Annotated in this window: 17 protein-coding genes and 1 pseudogene; 7 read left to right on the forward strand and 11 right to left on the reverse strand. The window is 61.9% G+C overall.

Translation table 11 applies throughout. The features are described 5' to 3' along the window. Window positions 1-15 precede the first annotated feature (15 nt). From AACX99_RS02315 to AACX99_RS02330, 4 genes and pseudogenes are all read right to left on the reverse strand, one after another. Window positions 16-693, reverse strand: a complete 678-nt coding sequence (locus tag AACX99_RS02315) for a Fe2+-dependent dioxygenase (protein WP_339409212.1) — start codon at window positions 691-693, stop codon at window positions 16-18. 39 nt (window positions 694-732) lie between these two features. Continuing rightward, window positions 733-881, reverse strand: a pseudogene (locus tag AACX99_RS02320) (sensor histidine kinase); the annotation flags it as partial. 27 nt (window positions 882-908) lie between these two features. Then, window positions 909-1,562, reverse strand: a complete 654-nt coding sequence (locus AACX99_RS02325; RefSeq protein ID WP_339409213.1) for a GntR family transcriptional regulator — start codon at window positions 1,560-1,562, stop codon at window positions 909-911. Between the two features lie 304 nt (window positions 1,563-1,866). After that, the gene (locus tag AACX99_RS02330) at window positions 1,867-2,640 is read right to left on the reverse strand and encodes an SDR family NAD(P)-dependent oxidoreductase (RefSeq protein WP_339409214.1); all 774 of its coding nucleotides are present in this window, start codon (window positions 2,638-2,640) and stop codon (window positions 1,867-1,869) included. 122 nt (window positions 2,641-2,762) lie between these two features. On the opposite strand from AACX99_RS02330, the gene AACX99_RS02335 reads away from it, so the two are divergent. The 4 genes from AACX99_RS02335 (at window position 2,763) to AACX99_RS02350 (ending at window position 7,037) form a co-directional block, all read left to right on the forward strand. Beyond that, window positions 2,763-4,154 carry an aspartate aminotransferase family protein gene (locus tag AACX99_RS02335; protein WP_339409215.1) on the forward strand — a complete coding sequence of 464 codons (1,392 nt, stop codon included), beginning with the start codon at window positions 2,763-2,765 and terminating at the stop codon, window positions 4,152-4,154. Window positions 4,155-4,261: 107 nt separating this feature from the next. Continuing rightward, on the forward strand, window positions 4,262-5,629 hold the full coding sequence (locus AACX99_RS02340) for a glutamine synthetase family protein (RefSeq protein WP_339409216.1): 1,368 nt from the start codon (window positions 4,262-4,264) through the stop codon (window positions 5,627-5,629). A 108-nt stretch (window positions 5,630-5,737) separates the two neighbouring features. Then, the gene (locus tag AACX99_RS02345; protein ID WP_339409217.1) at window positions 5,738-6,490 is read left to right on the forward strand and encodes a substrate-binding periplasmic protein; all 753 of its coding nucleotides are present in this window, start codon (window positions 5,738-5,740) and stop codon (window positions 6,488-6,490) included. Window positions 6,491-6,551: 61 nt separating this feature from the next. Continuing rightward, entirely contained in the window at window positions 6,552-7,037 is a 486-nt protein-coding gene (locus AACX99_RS02350; RefSeq protein WP_339409218.1) for an acyl-CoA thioesterase, read from the forward strand. A 147-nt stretch (window positions 7,038-7,184) separates the two neighbouring features. On the opposite strand, the gene AACX99_RS02355 is transcribed toward AACX99_RS02350, so the two are convergent. Both AACX99_RS02355 and AACX99_RS02360 read right to left on the reverse strand, forming a co-directional pair. Then, complete coding sequence (locus AACX99_RS02355; RefSeq protein WP_339409219.1) at window positions 7,185-8,423, reverse strand: hypothetical protein; 1,239 nt, start codon at window positions 8,421-8,423, stop codon at window positions 7,185-7,187. Between the two features lie 33 nt (window positions 8,424-8,456). Beyond that, complete coding sequence (locus AACX99_RS02360) at window positions 8,457-8,990, reverse strand: zf-TFIIB domain-containing protein (RefSeq protein WP_339409220.1); 534 nt, start codon at window positions 8,988-8,990, stop codon at window positions 8,457-8,459. 388 nt (window positions 8,991-9,378) lie between these two features. Here AACX99_RS02360 and AACX99_RS02365 point away from each other — a divergent pair, with 388 nt between their 5' ends. After that, window positions 9,379-9,783 (forward strand): DUF3301 domain-containing protein, encoded by a 405-nt coding sequence (locus tag AACX99_RS02365; protein WP_339409221.1) that lies wholly within the window; start codon window positions 9,379-9,381, stop codon window positions 9,781-9,783. Window positions 9,784-9,823: 40 nt separating this feature from the next. Here the strand turns inward: AACX99_RS02365 and AACX99_RS02370 are convergent, their stop codons facing one another. Together AACX99_RS02370 and AACX99_RS02375 are read right to left on the reverse strand one after the other, a co-directional pair. Continuing rightward, a complete protein-coding gene (locus tag AACX99_RS02370; protein ID WP_339409222.1) occupies window positions 9,824-10,198 on the reverse strand; it encodes a DUF7079 family protein in 375 nt (124 codons plus the stop codon). A gap of 2 nt (window positions 10,199-10,200) precedes the next feature. Beyond that, window positions 10,201-11,079 carry an alpha/beta fold hydrolase gene (locus tag AACX99_RS02375; RefSeq protein WP_339409223.1) on the reverse strand — a complete coding sequence of 293 codons (879 nt, stop codon included), beginning with the start codon at window positions 11,077-11,079 and terminating at the stop codon, window positions 10,201-10,203. Between the two features lie 112 nt (window positions 11,080-11,191). On the opposite strand from AACX99_RS02375, the gene AACX99_RS02380 reads away from it, so the two are divergent. Beyond that, a complete protein-coding gene (locus AACX99_RS02380) occupies window positions 11,192-11,551 on the forward strand; it encodes a hypothetical protein (RefSeq protein ID WP_339409224.1) in 360 nt (119 codons plus the stop codon). On the opposite strand, the gene AACX99_RS02385 is transcribed toward AACX99_RS02380, so the two are convergent. After that, complete coding sequence (locus tag AACX99_RS02385; RefSeq protein WP_339409225.1) at window positions 11,516-12,508, reverse strand: CobW family GTP-binding protein; 993 nt, start codon at window positions 12,506-12,508, stop codon at window positions 11,516-11,518. The two genes, AACX99_RS02380 and AACX99_RS02385, sit on opposite strands and share 36 nt — an antisense overlap. Window positions 12,509-12,721: 213 nt before the next feature. On the opposite strand from AACX99_RS02385, the gene AACX99_RS02390 reads away from it, so the two are divergent. Beyond that, entirely contained in the window at window positions 12,722-13,075 is a 354-nt protein-coding gene (locus tag AACX99_RS02390) for an NADH:ubiquinone oxidoreductase (protein ID WP_339409226.1), read from the forward strand. Window positions 13,076-13,209: 134 nt separating this feature from the next. Here AACX99_RS02390 and AACX99_RS02395 read toward each other — a convergent pair whose 3' ends face one another. Beyond that, a complete protein-coding gene (locus tag AACX99_RS02395) occupies window positions 13,210-13,854 on the reverse strand; it encodes a DUF1826 domain-containing protein (RefSeq protein ID WP_339409227.1) in 645 nt (214 codons plus the stop codon). Beyond that, complete coding sequence (gene zigA / locus AACX99_RS02400; RefSeq protein ID WP_339409228.1) at window positions 13,854-15,059, reverse strand: zinc metallochaperone GTPase ZigA; 1,206 nt, start codon at window positions 15,057-15,059, stop codon at window positions 13,854-13,856. Before zigA ends, AACX99_RS02395 begins: the two co-directional genes overlap by 1 nt. Window positions 15,060-15,066: the final 7 nt, after the last annotated feature.

Here is a 15,066-nt window from a genome sequence, read left to right on the forward strand (position 1 = left end):
GCGCAGTCTCTCAGGTCAGATATCCGCCCATTGGCGCATCAGGTTGTGGTACACGCCGGTAAGTTGCAGCACGCTGGAATGGTCATTGCCCAGCTCCCGCGAGAGCTGCTGAACACTCTGATCCAGCTCAAACAGCAAGCGCCGCTGCTCGGCATCGCGCACCATGCTCTGCAACCAGAAAAACGCACACAAGCGTGTGCCCCGTGTCACCGGGCAGACCTGATGCAGGCTGGTCGAGGGATAAAGCAGCAAGTCACCAGCTGCCAGTTTGATGCTGTGGGTAGCCAGACTGGCGACGATTTCCAACTCACCGCCCTCGTACTCGTCAGGCCCGCTGAGAAACAACGTGGCCGATAGGTCCGAGCGCAACATCTCGCCGCCGGCCAGCCGCTGCACCGCATTGTCCACATGCAGACCGTAAGCTTGCCCAACTTGGTGGCAATTGAAGCGTGGCGGCAGCACTCGCCGTGGCAGCGCGGCAGACATAAACAGCGCGTTACTTTCCAGCGCCGCCAGCATCATCTGCCCGATCTGCTGCGCCTCGGCACTGCCCACTGGCAGTTGCAGGTTGTTCTTGACCAACGCCGACAGCGGCCCAGCGGTTTGCCGACCGTCCATCCACTGCGCGCGCTGCAACAGTTCACGGCACTCAGTCACCTGTTGCGGGTTCAGCACCCGGGGAATATGCATCATGGGGGTTTATCTCTCTACTCTCCGCACGCCGGAGGGGTATCAGGGTAAGTAAATGCGAAACTCACCGCCACCGAGTGGCCACCATTAGCCAGTTCAATGTGCCCACAGTGTTCGCCACGGCAATGCAGGCCAGCAATACGCGCCGAGAAGTACAGGCCAAGGCCAGTACTGCCAGTGCTCTGGTTGAGTTCCAGAACACACCCGCTGCCAGCTTCTCAACGTTGGGCCAGATCCAAGTCCAGCAGATTGAGCAGGAAGCGCGCGAAGTAGCTCAGGTCCTGCTCCATAGCCTGGCGCGCGGCTTTGGCGTCACCGGCTTCGATGGCGGCAAAAGCATCCTCGTGGAAGTCGTTGAGGCGCAGCGACAGATCGGCGTCAGTAAAAAGCCGATTGAAGAACGGCCCAACCTGCAACCACAACGACTCGATTGAGCGCAGCAACACTGGGTTGCCGCAGGCGCTGTAGAGGTGCAGGTGAAACTGGCTGTTGGCATCCAGATAGGCCTGCACCTGGCGCTGCTCGATGGCCTGGTCCATGCGCGCCACGCAACCGCGCAGCTCGGCCAGATCAGTCGGGGTCAGGCGTGGCGTGGCCAATTCCACGGCCAGGCCTTCGAGGCCCAGGCGCACCTGAACGATATTCTGATAACGCTCGCGGGTCATCGGCGGTACGCGCACCGAGCGCTGCGGCTCACCTTCCAGCGCGCCTTCGGCGACCAGGCGCTGCAAGGCGGCGCGTACCGGCATCGGGCTGGTGCCCCACTCCGCGGCTAGACCACGAATTTTCAAGCGCTCGCCGGGCTGGAAGCGCCCCGCCAGCAGGCTTTCTCGAATACGTTGGTAGAGCTGATCCTGCAGATTATCGGCCATGGTCGTTCAGCCCCGTAGCGGTGGCGCGGGGAGTTGGGTGAGGGTCAGCGAGCAGTTATGCATGGGGTTCTCCAAAATAGGTACGAGCATCTGAGCGCGCGAGCTAGAAGCTGGCAAGGCGCTACGTTAGTAACAGCCTCCGGCTGGTCAAAGCGGCGAGGACGCGGACTGGGCTCGCACACGAGTTTACGAGCTGTAAATGAGCAGTACTCGTTTCACTCGCCCTTCGGTCGCGCTAAAGCGCGTTAACCGCAAGCGGCTTTCCGAGCCGCTTTTCAACACAGCCAGATCGACGCGCAGCCGTTCAGCAGGGGGCTTTGTTCTCGATCAGGCAATTACCGCCGTCCACCACGATGACCTCGCCGGTGATATAGCTGGCCTCCGGCGAAGCCAAAAAGGCCACGGCGGCAGCGACTTCTTCTGGCCGGCCAGCGCGGCGCATCGGCGTGTACTCTGCCGCGTGGCGCTCCTCCTCGGTGCTCGAGCCGGTGGCGATCCAACCCGGCGCCACGCTGTTGACTGTTATTCCCTGCTTGGCTACTTCCAGCGCCAGGCCCATGCTCAGGCCGAGCATGCCGGCCTTGGCTGCGCTGTAGGCCGCCTCGCCGGGATTGCTGCCGCGAGTGCCGGTGGTCGAGCTGATATTGACGATGCGCCCGTAGCCGCGCGCACGCATGCCCGGCAGCACCGCACGGGTGAGCAGAAAAGCCGTGCCGAGGTTGCGCGCGATGGACAGGTTCCAGGTCGCCAGGTCCATGTCCGCCAGCTCGGCAAACGGCTCGGGGCTGCCTTGCATGGCCATGCCAGCGTTGTTTACCAGAATGTCGATCTGCCCCCACTGCGCCTGAGCCCACTCGACCAGCTCGGCCACTTGCTGCTCATCAGTCAGGTCAGCTGCGCGGCCACGTGCTTGAATACCTTCAGCGCACAACTCGGCGACCCGTTGCTCGACCCGCGCACTGCTGGCAGTCAGCAACACCCGCGCACCGGCACGGCCCAGACGCCGGGCGATGGCCAGGCCGATTCCCGATTCACTGCCCGCGCCGCTGATCAGCGCGACCTGCTGTTGAAAGACCATTTCGCAACATCCTGTGATCACAAATATGACGACAATCTAGCAATAAAGCCGAATTAAACCAACGCTTGAGCTTTCTGTGATCACAAAATAGGATGTGCAGATATTCGAACGAGGTGTTCAACATGACTGCCAGCGGTATCAGCCCATCCGCCGTAGCAACCTTCGCCAGCCGTGAGCGCGAGCGTTTTATTGCGCGTAACCCGAAATCCGTGGCCTTGGCCGAACGCGCGCGCAACTCGCTGTATGGCGGCGTACCGATGCATTGGATGGCCGACTGGTCGACACCGGTGCCACTGTTCGTCGAGCGGGCCAAGGGCGCGCGTTTCTATGACGTCGACGGCCACGAATACATCGACTTCTGTCTGGGGGACACCGGCACCATGTTTGGCCACTCGCCGGACCCGATCGCCAAGGCCATCGCCGAGCAAGGCAACAACGGCCTGACCACCATGCTCCCAGGCGAGGACGCGGTGGTCTGCGGTGAGCTGCTGGCCGCACGCTTCGGCCTGCCGTTCTGGCAGGTCACGGCCACCGCAACAGATTCGAATCGCTATGTGCTGCGCTGGGCGCGCGCGATCACCCAGCGCAACACCCTGCTGGTATTCGACGGCTGCTACCACGGCACCGTGGATGATGTGATGGTGCGCTGTATCGACGGCGAAACCGTGCCGCGCTCCGGCCTGATCGGCCAGGCCTATGACCTGACCGAGCACAGCCGCTCGATCCCGTTCAACGATGTCGCGGCGCTGGAAGCTGCACTGGCCCAAGGCGATGTGTGCGCCCTGCTCTGCGAGCCGGCGATGACCAATATCGGCATGGTCCTGCCCGAGCCGGGCTTTATGCAGCAATGCCGCGAACTCACACGTAAGTATGGCGCGCTGCTGATCATCGACGAAACTCACACCATCTCCACCGACATGGGTGGCTGCACGAAATTGTGGAACCTCGAACCGGACTTCTTTGTGGTCGGCAAACCGATTGCCGGCGGTGTGCCGTGCGGTATCTTCGGCTGCAGCGCAGCGATGGCCGAGGCCATGACCGCTGCGCGCAAACGCGCCAGCGAAGGCAGCCACGGTCACGGTCACAGCGGCATGGGCACCACCCTGTCGGCCAACGCCCTGGCCATGCACTGCATGCGCGCCAACTTGGAACAGGTGATGACCGAGGCTGCCTACGCGCATATGTTGCCGCTGGCCGCCAGACTCGCGGCGGGCTTTCGCAGCCTGATCGGCAAGCACGACCTCAAGTGGTCGGTGACCGAGTTGGGCGCGCGCAGCGAGTTCCAGTTCTGCCCGGTATCACCGAAGACCGGCGCCGAGGCCGAAGCGGCGTTCCATGACGAACTGCAGATGGCCCTGCACCTGTACCTGATCAACCGCGGCATTTTGATCACGCCTTTCCACAATATGACCCTGTGCTGCCCCAGCACCACGGCAGACGATGTGGATAAGTTGATCGACATGCTCGACCGGGCCCTGACCGAGCTGCTGGCCATTCCCGGCGCCCGCGAGTAAACCAAACGATCTAAACCGTAGGATGGGTGGAGCGCAGCGATACCCATCAGAGCGCATCGATGGGTTACGCCGCTACGCGCCTAACCCATCCTACCCAGGACACCACCATGCAATTCGCCGATCCCCAGGAAGCCCGCGACTTCCTTGCCGCCCATCCCGAGGTACGCAGCATCGAGCTGATGCTGATCGACGCCAACGGCATTCCGCGCGGCAAGTTGCTGCACCGCGACGAGCTGCTGGCCATCTACGAGAACGGCCGACCGCTGCCCAGCTCGATCCTGGCGCTGACCATCCAGGGCGAGGACGTGGAAGAAAGCGGCCTGGTCTGGGAAGTGGCCGACGCCGACTGCTGGACCTATCCAATCCCCGGCAGCCTGACCTTGCAACCCTGGCGCAGCAACCCCACCGGCCAGTTGCAGGTGAGCATGCATCCAACGCAAGGCATGCCCGCCGCGCCGGCCGATCCACGGCATGTGCTGGTACGCGCCATCGACCGCCTCAAGGCCGACGGCTACCACCCGGTAATGGCGGTGGAGCTGGAGTTCTACCTGCTAGATAAACAGCGCGACGCCAACGGTCGCCCGCAGCCGGCCATGCAGGCCAACGGCGTGCGTCCGCAGGCGTCGCAGGTGTATGGGGTGTACGAGCTAGAGCAGTTGCAGCCCTTCCTCGACGATCTCTACAGCGCCTGCGAGGTACAGGGCCTGCCGGTACGCACGGCGATTTCCGAATACGCCCCTGGCCAGGTTGAACTGACCCTGGAGCACCGCTTCGACGCGCTGCAGGCCGTCGACGAAGGTGTGCGCTACAAGCGTCTGGTTAAAGGCGTGGCCAACAAGCACGGGCTGCAGGCCTGCTTCATGGCCAAGCCGTTCGGCGACCTGGCCGGCAGCGGGATGCACATGCACGTTAGCCTGGCGGATGAACAGGGCAACAACCTGATGGCCAGCGACGACCCGCATGGCACACCGCTGCTCAAGCACGCCATCGGCGGGATGATGGCCACGCTCAACGACGCCCTGGCGATCTTCTGCCCCAACGCCAACTCCTACCGCCGCTTCCAGGCCAACAGCTACGCGCCACTGGCCAAGAGCTGGGGCGTGAACAACCGCACCGTGTCGTTCCGTGTACCGGGCGGTCCGGCCAAGAGTCGGCATGTCGAGCACCGCATCTGCGGCGCCGACGCCAACCCCTACCTGGCGGCAGCGGCGATCCTTGCCGGGATTCATCACGGGATCAAAAACCAGATCGATCCGGGCGAGGAAATCATCGGCAACGGCTACGAACAGGCACGTGAAACCCTGCCGACCGACTGGCTGACCGCCCTACGCGCGCTGGAAAACTCCGCCTGGGCCAAAGAAGCGCTGAGCGAGGACTTCCTCAAGGTGTTTCTGGCGATCAAGTGGAATGAATTCCGCCAGTTTATGGGCGAAGTCGGCGAGCAGGACTGGCGCTGGTACCTGACCCACGCCTGACGGTGCGGTGTCTAGGGACTGTTGCCGTTTCGTTCGCAGGTTGCGACGAAACGGCAACAGTCCCTAGCGGCTATGCTGTACAAAAACTGCACACCCGTGGAGTGGCCCATGCGCCTCTGCTTTATCCTGGCCTGCTGGCTGTACAGCACACTCGCAACGGCCGAGCCGTTGCGCGTTGGCCTGGAAAATCACGACTACTACCCCTACTACAGCGCCGTAGAAGGTCAGGATTTCGATGGTTACTGCATCGCTCTGCTGCGAGCCTTTGCCACGCGCGAAGGCCTTGAGCTGGAGCTGCGCCCGCAACCGGTCAACCGCCTGTATCGCAATATGCTCAGCGGACAAAACCTCGATCTGCTGTTCCCCGATAACCCGGCCTGGGCCCGTAAGGCCCGCGACGGCCAGACGCTGTATTACAGCCAGCCGGTGGTCCAGATTGTCGACGCCACCCTGGTGCGTGCTAAACGACTCGGCCAAGGACTGCACACGGTCAAACGCCTGGGTATTGTCCGTGGCTTTACCGCCGAGGCCTGGCAGCCCGTGCTGGCCAAAAACGGCGTCGAACTGGTGGAGGTTCAGGATATCCACAGCATGCTGCGCATGCTGGAGCGCAACCGCCTGGATGCCATCTATGCCAACCCGCAAGTGGTACAGCACCAGCTACGCCAACTCGGCCTCGACCCCGCTCAGGTGCAGCTCGATCCACAGCTACCGCAGGTCAACACCAGTTTTCACCTGAGCAGCTACAAACACCCCGAACTGATCAAGCGCTTTGACCGCTTCCTGCTCGAAGAGGCTGTGCAATTAAACCAGCTGCGCCAACGGTTCAACCTGCCCCAAAGCAGCGCCAGCCTGCCTTAAACGCAGCCAACAGCAGGCGCCAGCTGTTATGGTTGGCCTACTTCCCCGTACAGAGCCTGTTATGGAACCCGGAAACGCCCAGCTGACGATGACCGTACTGATGACCCCGGACATGGCTAACTTCTCCGGCAATGTGCACGGCGGCACCCTGCTCAAATACCTTGATGAAGTCGCCTACGCCTGCGCCAGCCGCTATGCCGGCTGCTACGTGGTGACCCTGTCGGTAGATCAGGTGGTGTTCCTCAAGCCCATCCACGTTGGCGAACTGGTGACCTTTCTCGCCTCAGTCAACTATGCGGGCCGTACCTCAATGGAGGTCGGCATCAAGGTCATCACGGAGAACATTCGCGAACGTTCGGTGCGTCACACCAACAGCTGCTTCTTCACCATGGTGGCAGTCGATGAACAGGGAAAGCCCGTACCCATCCCCACCCTAGAGCCCGCCACCGCCGACGCCGAACGCCGCCAGCGCCAGGCCCTGCAGCGCCGGCAGATCCGCCACGAACTGCAGCAGCGCTACCAGGCCTTGAACAAAGAAAAAAGCTGAGCGTGCAGACAAGTACATACACCATCAGCATCGATCTGACGTGCGCCCGTCCCGGCGACAGCCTGCAACAGCTGCAGCGGGCGGATACCCAGCTATACAACGCCAAAGCGCAGGGGCGTAAGCGTATCTGCCTAGATTGTCGAGGCGCTAAAGTGGCGGGTTAGCGGGTAGACAACGCACCTGCTTAGCGTCTGCCAGCGGGCCGTTAAAGCACATACGTTGGTGCTTCTCATCCCAAACAGGCTGCTCGTTGGGCGAGTAGGGATTACCGCCTACCCGCGCAGGCCGCCCTAGGCGATTGAACAATACAAACTTGGCGTCTAAGTCATGCAGCCGGGCCATATAAGGCCTGAAATCAGGGATCGCCACCCCAACCAGAATCCCTCCAACAGGGTTGCGCACGCGCCGCCAAGTCGAAACATCAGAGGGCGCCGGCTCACTCAAAACTCCGACAAAAGCCTCAGCATCCATAAAAGACTCGCTGGCCGAGCGAGCATAGGCAGGCAAGCTGTCGTTGATACTCATCTGTGGCTTGTAGACCCACTGCAAGCGCCAAGCACTGACACCCAACTCCTGCTCGAGATTTGCCTGATATCTAAGCTCCGTTAGACCAGTAGCCACCATGGCGAACTCACGTTGCATGGCGCGCAACAACGAGCGCTCCTCACCGCTCAAAGGCTGTTGAATGTCAGGCGGAGGAATCAGACCGACCTGATACAGCATCGCTAGCGCATCCAGGTTCTGCGCGATGAGCGCTACGGTGGTCATTTTCATGATCAGGTTATCGGCATCCGACAGCCAGATACGCAGCAGGCGAATATCCTCCTGAAGCAACGCCAGAGCATCTTCACCCCGGCCCTCTTCAGCCAGTTGCAACGCTTGTAAAGCGCGCAGTCGATTACCCCGCAGTACCGCTGCATAGTTGGGTATCGGCTCATCCAGACCAGGTCGTGCCACGGTATGCGGCGCATCAAGCATCAACAGCTGCTGATAGCGCTGCAACAGTTCACGGTGCTGGCTGAGCAACGCTTGCCGTTGCGTAGGCTCTAGCCGCAACCGTTGCAAACAGCCCTGCGCACCAAGCACGCACAACGCCCGCCCCGGCATCGCCAGCGTGGATATGTCTGCACCAGGTTGTGCCTCCTGGCTAAGCAAACGCTGGTGATAGAGCGCCACACGCTTACGACCTTCAATCTGCGGGTCGCGGCCAGCAGATGCATCCATCCCCATAAGCTGGTAGTAGGCCGGACTTTCACCCACATTGGCAGCCGCCTGCTCAAGCCAATCCTTAGCCTGCGGACTCAACGCTTCATCGCGTGACCACAACCAGCCAACAGTAACCAACAACATCAGGCCAGCCAGCGCCGAAACAGCCCACTTGTTCATATACAGCGTCCTGCTCCACGAACAGCTTCAGGGTCACTCGTGACCGATATAGAACAGCAGCTCACGGCGCTGCGGATGATCCTTCAGCCAGCTGCGAATATCGTCCGCGCGGGCAATGGCTTCATCCCCAACCAGCCGAGCGAAGCGTTGCCGGCGCGCTTCCTCGGAGGCTTGCTGGCGCACCTTGCGCTGCCAGGCCTCGGTGAAAATGCTCGGCATCTTGTGGCTAAGCTCCAGCGCCTTGAGCAGTTGCCATTCGCCGTTATCCAGCCAGGCCTCATCACAGCTGCTGCACAAATCCAGGCGGTTGCCGTGGGTGCCGCTGATCTGGAATTTGCTCATCAATTTGGCGCATTTGGGGCAGCTCAGGGCCTGCTGGCTCTCGCTGGCCGCCTCAGCTGCAACCTGCGCCTGCGGCTCATCGTTCTGCGGCTGACGCTCAGCCCAGTCGCGGTAATACAACAAGGCCACCAGAGCGCCGGAGCACTGTGGGCAGCCGTGGGCCAGCAGGCCGTCATCCAGTTTGGTTGGTTGCAACGGGGTGGTACGGCAGGCAGGACACTGCATGGGAAATTCCTTTTCGGATTGGCGTGCGCGGACGCTAGGGTCTGTTGCCGTTTCGTCGCGAGCCGCGTTGCTGCGTAAAATCTCGCCAGGCTAGGCGGAGGACGCAGGTAATGGTTGTTCCCTTGCCAAGTCCTCCAACACCGCATGGCGAGATTTTGCGCGCAACCCGTAGGGACGGGCCTGTTTTAGCGCGATGCTGCGTTTCTCGACACTCATTTGGGACAACCAAACTTCGTGTCTCGTGCCTTGCCTCGCGCTAAAACAGGCTCCGGCGCGGCCGCGAACGAAACGGCAACAGACCCTAAAGCAACTGCTTAACGGCGACAAGCCCGGCACCAAGAACTGTGCGGCAATCGGTTAAGCTCTGCACTCTGCCGCCGGAGCCACCATGATCGACCTCTTCGATGTATTTCTGCTGATGCTGTTCGCCACCGCCTGCGCCTGGCTGTGGCATGCCCATGGTCTGCGTGAGCGCGCGTTGGCCCTGGTGCAGCAGCACTGCGCCAAGGCTGATGTGGAGTTGCTCGATGGCAATGTTGCCCTACGCCGGCTCGCCCTGTTGCCCGATGCGCGCGGACGCAAGCGCCTGGCACGAGTGTATGGCTTCGAGTTCACGGTTACGGGTGAGCAGCGCCACGCCGGCAGCATCGTCATGTTCGGCAAGCAAGTGGGGCGTATCGAACTGGCGGCCCATCCCTTCCGCGAACCGCCGGCAGACAGTGCCCAGGTGATCGAAATGGAGCAGTGGCGCAGCCAGCGTCATTTGCCCGACGACAGCAGCCCGCGTCACTGAAAACACCACCTCACGCGCCATAGGCGGCACTGCCCAAGCGCTAACTCGTACCGCCCGCAGGCGGCTCGGCCAAGTACCCGAGAATCTGCAGCCACTCACTCTGGCAGCCGTAGGTCATCGGCCAGCGCAACAGCCGGCATTTGCAGCGATGCCAACGCCCACGCTGCTGGTTGCGCCGGCAACCGGCGAGCAACCACTGCGAATCGAAGCCGGCCCACACACCGGTAAAGTTCCAGTGATTGAGCCAGACCACGGGGGCCACTTCATACAACCAGACTGCCTCCAGCTGCGCCCTGCTCAGGCCACTACGCCGCAATACATCAGCAATCCCTGCCAGCCAGCGCTGATCCAGTTCGGTATCCAGCCACAGGTCGGACAACATCAACCAGACGTCCTCCCGAGTCGCGGCCTGCATGCTTAGCCACGCTGCAGCAGAAAGTCGCTAATGCGCGCTGCAGCGGCCTCCGGCTGCTCCTGCATAAAGCAGTGCCCGCCGGGCACCACATGGCCACTGACATGCCCATTGCTGGCGCACCAACGGGCCACCGACTTGGCCACAAAGGGGTAGCTGCGCTCACCATAGAGCACCTGGGTCGGGGTGGTGACTTTGCCCAGCGACGGCCACAGCCGCTTGGGGAATGAGCTGAAGATATCCGCCTCGCGACTTGGCCGGCAGCGCAGCTCGGCGCCTTTGTCGCTGTCCTTCAATGCATGCTGGATATAGGCGGCAAAGGCCTCTTCGGTCCAGCCGCGGAACATCCCACGGCCATGCAATGCTGCGTGGGCGGCCGCGCGATCCGGCCAACTACTGCGACGTTTGAGCGCCTTGCTGGCCAGGGTGGTGCGCCGGCTCAGGCCAACCACATCGGAAAGCGCCATCACCCCAATCATCGCCGGGCTGAATAGCACCGGGTCGAGCAACACCGCGCGCTGAAACAACTGCGGCTGCTGGGCCAGCATCAGGCTGGTCAACACCCCGCCAAAGCTGTGGCCCAGCGCATAGGCCGGCGCATCGGCAAAGCGCTCACGACCGGCGTTAAACGCCTCTACCGCCAGCTCGGCACTGCGGTTCCAGCCATGGAAACGCCCGCCGTGATCAGTCTCACCATGGCCCTGCACGTCGCACAACCACAGGTCGAAATCCTCGGCCAACAGCGCCAGCATCGGCGTATACACCCGCCCGCAATAGCCGTTGCCATGCAGAAAATGCAACACAGGTTTGCCCGTAGGCGGCGTATACCAGCCACGCAGGGTAAAGCCGGCGCTGCTGTCGTGGGACCAGGGGAGAAGGTGCATGGGCGTGCCTTGCGTGAATTTATTAAGCGGAATTATCAGCGTAACCAGACGACTCGTCAGTTCTATCTGACTCCGGCATGCTGAGCGCAAACCTATCAGGGAGGACGTCAGGGTGTTTGTTTTACTGGAATCCAGCCACGCCGGCTTTATCGAGCACCTGCAAGAACAACTCAGCAGCGCCGGCATCAACTGCCATGTACTGGCCATGGGACGCGCCGCAGACGGCGAACTGCACTTTGCCATTCGCCTGCCGCTTTACAGCCAGATGCGCCACGCCCGGCACCTGTTGTACCGCGACAGAATATTTGCCCTGCGCATCGACCCGGTGTTCCATCAAGAGTGGCATGCGCTGCGCGAAGCTCCGAAACAGCAGGCACTGCAGTGGCTCACCTCCCCTCTGGCTCTGCGTATCAGCGCCCTGGCTGTGCTGATTTTGCTATTCGGCAGCCTGGCCGAAATGCTCTGGCGCTAAAACACAGGCGGCAAACCCGGCCTGCAACGCCGGCACATCCTGCGCCGCGCTAAAGATCAGCTCCAACCGCGAGTCCTTACGCCATTCGCTGTTCTGCCAATGCAGCGCCTCACCGTTCAGGGCGTTGGCGGACAGCCAGCCGGCGTTACAGTGCAGCACCAGCTTGGCACGGCGCCAGGGCAGGCCGCTCAGCCACTGCTGTACGCGCAGCAGCTCGAACTGCTGGCTGGGGTGCCAGCGCCAACCGATGCTCCAGCCTTCGGCCTGTTGCTGAATCTGGCAGATCGGCTCGCTCGGGTTGCGCCACAGTTGCGGCAATGGCGCGCTGCCGGTGGGCAGGTTATCCAGCGTGCCAACGCTATCGGCCTGGGCGCTAAAACCGGGCAGTTCTGCCAGTGGCAAAGCACCCTGACGAGTCCAGTAAATCGGGCGCGCGGGCAGTTGCATCTGAATGCGCGCCTGGGTGGCTTCATCCAGCCCCTCGGCCTTGTTCAACAGCAGCAGCCCGGCGTGGCCAAGCGTCGCCTGCTGACTCTCTGGCAGCGCTTCACCCGCAGCCAAGGCCTGAGCATCCAGCACCAGCAGCGGCTCCTGCACCGCCAGCACACCAGCCCAGGGCATTTCGCGCAGCTGTTCGAGCAGTTGTAGGGGATGACCGAGGCCGGACGGTTCGATCAGCAGGCGATCAGGTTTGGCCTTGCGCAACAGCCGACTCAGGCCGACCTGAAACGGCACGCCGTTGACGCAACACAGACAGCCGCCTGCCACTTCGCCCATGGCAATGCCGTCGTCATCACTGCTCAGCAGGGCGGCGTCCAGACCAACCAGGCCGAACTCGTTGATCAGCACCGCCCAGCGTTCATGCGCCGGCCGTTGCGCCAGCAGATTACGGATCAGGCTGGTCTTGCCGGCACCAAGCGGCCCGGCAATCACATGGGTAGGGATATTTTTCAGCATGGGCCTATGGTGCGGGTTTGCCTGCTGGGAGAGAACCCCGAGCATGGCGCAGACTGAATAAAAGCTGCGTGCTAGAGTTTGCAGCAATTTTTTGACATGCCATCAACCTGAACTGTAGGAGCGGCCCATGGCCGCGATTGCGCTTCCCGGCCATGGGCCGCTCCTACAACGCTCACCTGTTCTTGGCCATTCCTGCTATCGAGGTTTTTAACGATGCGTGTCGCTCTACTGCTTGGCTTATCCCTATTGTCCGGCCTGGCCTGGGGTGAAGCCTGTGTGGTGCATAGCCAGGCCGAACGCCTGGATGTGAAGGTGTGTCAGCAGAATCGCAGCATCCCGCCCAACCTGTTCCGCACTGGCTTCTGCCAGCCGCAGCTAAAAGGGCAGAAGGTCGCAGTGGAATTTGTCGAGCAGTGCCCGATGGGCTCCTTCGGTGTGTGCCGCAACTCAACGGTCGGCGGCACGCCCTACAAGCAGGATGTGCATTATTACGGCGTTGCCAGCGACGCCACCTACCTCAAGCCCTTCTGCGAGCAGCAGAGTAAGGGTGTATGGATGGCTCGTTAACCGTCATCAAAGCGTAACCCTTTCTATGTTCTAGTGGCCTTGGGTACCTCACCCCTGCATGCCGGGTCACGCGCCGGTATGCCTTTCTGGTGCTTAAGGCTGCTGTCTGCGCAGCCTATTTTTTTGCCTGAAATTCAGGCCAGCCAATCCAGCGTCAACAACAAGCGCCGCTCACCGGCCGGCGGTTGCGGCGAGCGGTGAATCAGCCCGCCGCCCTCGTTGCCGACCCATTTCTCCCCCTTGGCCAGCAGCACATGCCCGCTCTCGGCTCGCTTGATCAACGCAGCATCACTGGGCTCAGCCGCCGGATCGCCAAGGCGACGGCGCGCCATCACGCCCTCTTCCAGCCATTCACTGCCTATCCCGGCATAGCTGGTAATCAAGCGCACCGGCACATGGTCAACGTGAAAACGCGGACACATGGCCTTGTCGAGAATGCGCAGGCGCAGGCCGATGCGTGTGGCGTCGAACAGGCAGGCAAAGGCGCTGACCAGCCAGCTAACATCCTGCAGAAAGGCCGCCTGCCCCGGCAAACCGCTGTAGCCATCGACCAGGCCACTGAGGTTCGGCGTGCTCTCCGGGCTGGCCAGCTCGAGCACGATGGATTGCCCCAGCGGCTCGCCCTGGGCTAACAGAGCGTTGGCGAAATCGCCGATCAGCGCCGGCAGCTGGCGTTGCCAAACAGCCAGGTTGACCTCATCACGCAGCACCTCACCGAATACATCAATCTGCTCGCTGCTGGCCTGCTGCAACGGCTGACGCAGTACAGGCGCCAGCATCAGGCGGCCTGCTCATGCCAGGGGCCGAATGGATCGGGCAGCGCCTGCCAGGCATCGACACCGAGGGCCATTTCCGCCTCGGTGAGCAGGCAGGCATCCAGCTCGGCGGTCAGTAGAGCGAAGTCGATGTTCTGGCCGATAAATACCAGCTCCTGACGGCAGTCGCCGGTTTGCGTCTGCCAGTTTTTCATAATCGCCTGCAGCCCTTCCTCATCCTGGGGCCACTGGCTTTTCGGCACAAAACGCCACCAGCGCCCGGCAAAACCATGACGCATCAGACCGCCCGCCTGGGACCAGCTGCCAGCCTCTTGGTACTTGCTGGCCAGCCAGAAGAAGCCCTTGCTGCGCAGCAGGCGGCCATTGCTCCATTCGCGGTTGATGAAATTGAAGAACCGCTCGGGGTGCAGCGGCTTGCGCGCTCGGTAAGCCGTGGAAGCAATGCCGTACTCCTCGGTTTCCGGGGCGTGTTCGCCGCGTAGTTCCTTGAGCCAGCCCGGCGCTTGCGCGGCGCGCTCGAAGTCGAAACGGCCGGTATTGAGGATCTTTTCCAGCGGCACCGCGCCCATGGCCATCGGCACGATTTCGGCGTGGGTATTCAGGCCCTTGAGAATGGCCATCAGCTCTTCGCGCTCATGGCTGCTGATCAGGTCGATCTTGCTGACCAGCAACACATCGGCGAATTCCACCTGTTCGATCAGCAGGTCAGTGATCGAGCGCTCGTCCTCTTCGCCCAGGGTTTCGCCGCGGCTGGCCAGGCTCTCGGCCTCATGGAAGTCGCGCAGAAAGTTCACTCCGTCGACCACCGTCACCATGCAGTCCAGGCGCGCCACATCGGCCAGGCTCTGGCCGTCTTCACCACGGAAGGTGAAGGTCTCGGCCACCGGCAGCGGCTCGCTGATCCCGGTGGATTCGATCAGCAGATAGTCGAAACGGCCATCACGGGCCAGGCGACCGACTTCTTCCAGCAAGTCTTCGCGCAGGGTGCAGCAGATGCAGCCGTTGCTCATCACCACGAGTTTTTCTTCGGCGCGGTTCAGGCTGACATCACGCTGAACTTCGCTGCCATCGATATTGATCTCGCTCATATCGTTGACGATCACCGCCACTTTCAAACCCTGGCGGTTTTTCAGAATGGCATTGAGCAGGGTGCTTTTACCGGCACCGAGAAAGCCGGACAGCACAGTTACGGGAAGGCGATTGGTCATGGTTGCG

Origin of the sequence: Pseudomonas sp. EA_35y_Pfl2_R5 (genome assembly GCF_963970805.1) — a bacterium.
Taxonomy (GTDB): domain Bacteria; phylum Pseudomonadota; class Gammaproteobacteria; order Pseudomonadales; family Pseudomonadaceae; genus Aquipseudomonas.

Excerpts from the sequence above, each read along its gene's own strand:
- AACX99_RS02315 (WP_339409212.1), bottom strand. The coding sequence starts at position 693 with ATGATGCATATTCCCCGGGTGCTGAACCCGCAACAGGTGACTGAGTGC.
- AACX99_RS02325 (WP_339409213.1), bottom strand. The coding sequence starts at position 1,562 with ATGGCCGATAATCTGCAGGATCAGCTCTACCAACGTATTCGAGAAAGC.
- AACX99_RS02330 (WP_339409214.1), bottom strand. The coding sequence starts at position 2,640 with ATGGTCTTTCAACAGCAGGTCGCGCTGATCAGCGGCGCGGGCAGTGAA.
- AACX99_RS02335 (WP_339409215.1), top strand. The coding sequence starts at position 2,763 with ATGACTGCCAGCGGTATCAGCCCATCCGCCGTAGCAACCTTCGCCAGC.
- AACX99_RS02340 (WP_339409216.1), top strand. The coding sequence starts at position 4,262 with ATGCAATTCGCCGATCCCCAGGAAGCCCGCGACTTCCTTGCCGCCCAT.
- AACX99_RS02345 (WP_339409217.1), top strand. The coding sequence starts at position 5,738 with ATGCGCCTCTGCTTTATCCTGGCCTGCTGGCTGTACAGCACACTCGCA.
- AACX99_RS02350 (WP_339409218.1), top strand. The coding sequence starts at position 6,552 with ATGGAACCCGGAAACGCCCAGCTGACGATGACCGTACTGATGACCCCG.
- AACX99_RS02355 (WP_339409219.1), bottom strand. The coding sequence starts at position 8,423 with ATGAACAAGTGGGCTGTTTCGGCGCTGGCTGGCCTGATGTTGTTGGTT.
- AACX99_RS02360 (WP_339409220.1), bottom strand. The coding sequence starts at position 8,990 with ATGCAGTGTCCTGCCTGCCGTACCACCCCGTTGCAACCAACCAAACTG.
- AACX99_RS02365 (WP_339409221.1), top strand. The coding sequence starts at position 9,379 with ATGATCGACCTCTTCGATGTATTTCTGCTGATGCTGTTCGCCACCGCC.
- AACX99_RS02370 (WP_339409222.1), bottom strand. The coding sequence starts at position 10,198 with ATGCAGGCCGCGACTCGGGAGGACGTCTGGTTGATGTTGTCCGACCTG.
- AACX99_RS02375 (WP_339409223.1), bottom strand. The coding sequence starts at position 11,079 with ATGCACCTTCTCCCCTGGTCCCACGACAGCAGCGCCGGCTTTACCCTG.
- AACX99_RS02385 (WP_339409225.1), bottom strand. The coding sequence starts at position 12,508 with ATGCTGAAAAATATCCCTACCCATGTGATTGCCGGGCCGCTTGGTGCC.
- AACX99_RS02390 (WP_339409226.1), top strand. The coding sequence starts at position 12,722 with ATGCGTGTCGCTCTACTGCTTGGCTTATCCCTATTGTCCGGCCTGGCC.
- AACX99_RS02395 (WP_339409227.1), bottom strand. The coding sequence starts at position 13,854 with ATGCTGGCGCCTGTACTGCGTCAGCCGTTGCAGCAGGCCAGCAGCGAG.
- zigA (WP_339409228.1), bottom strand. The coding sequence starts at position 15,059 with ATGACCAATCGCCTTCCCGTAACTGTGCTGTCCGGCTTTCTCGGTGCC.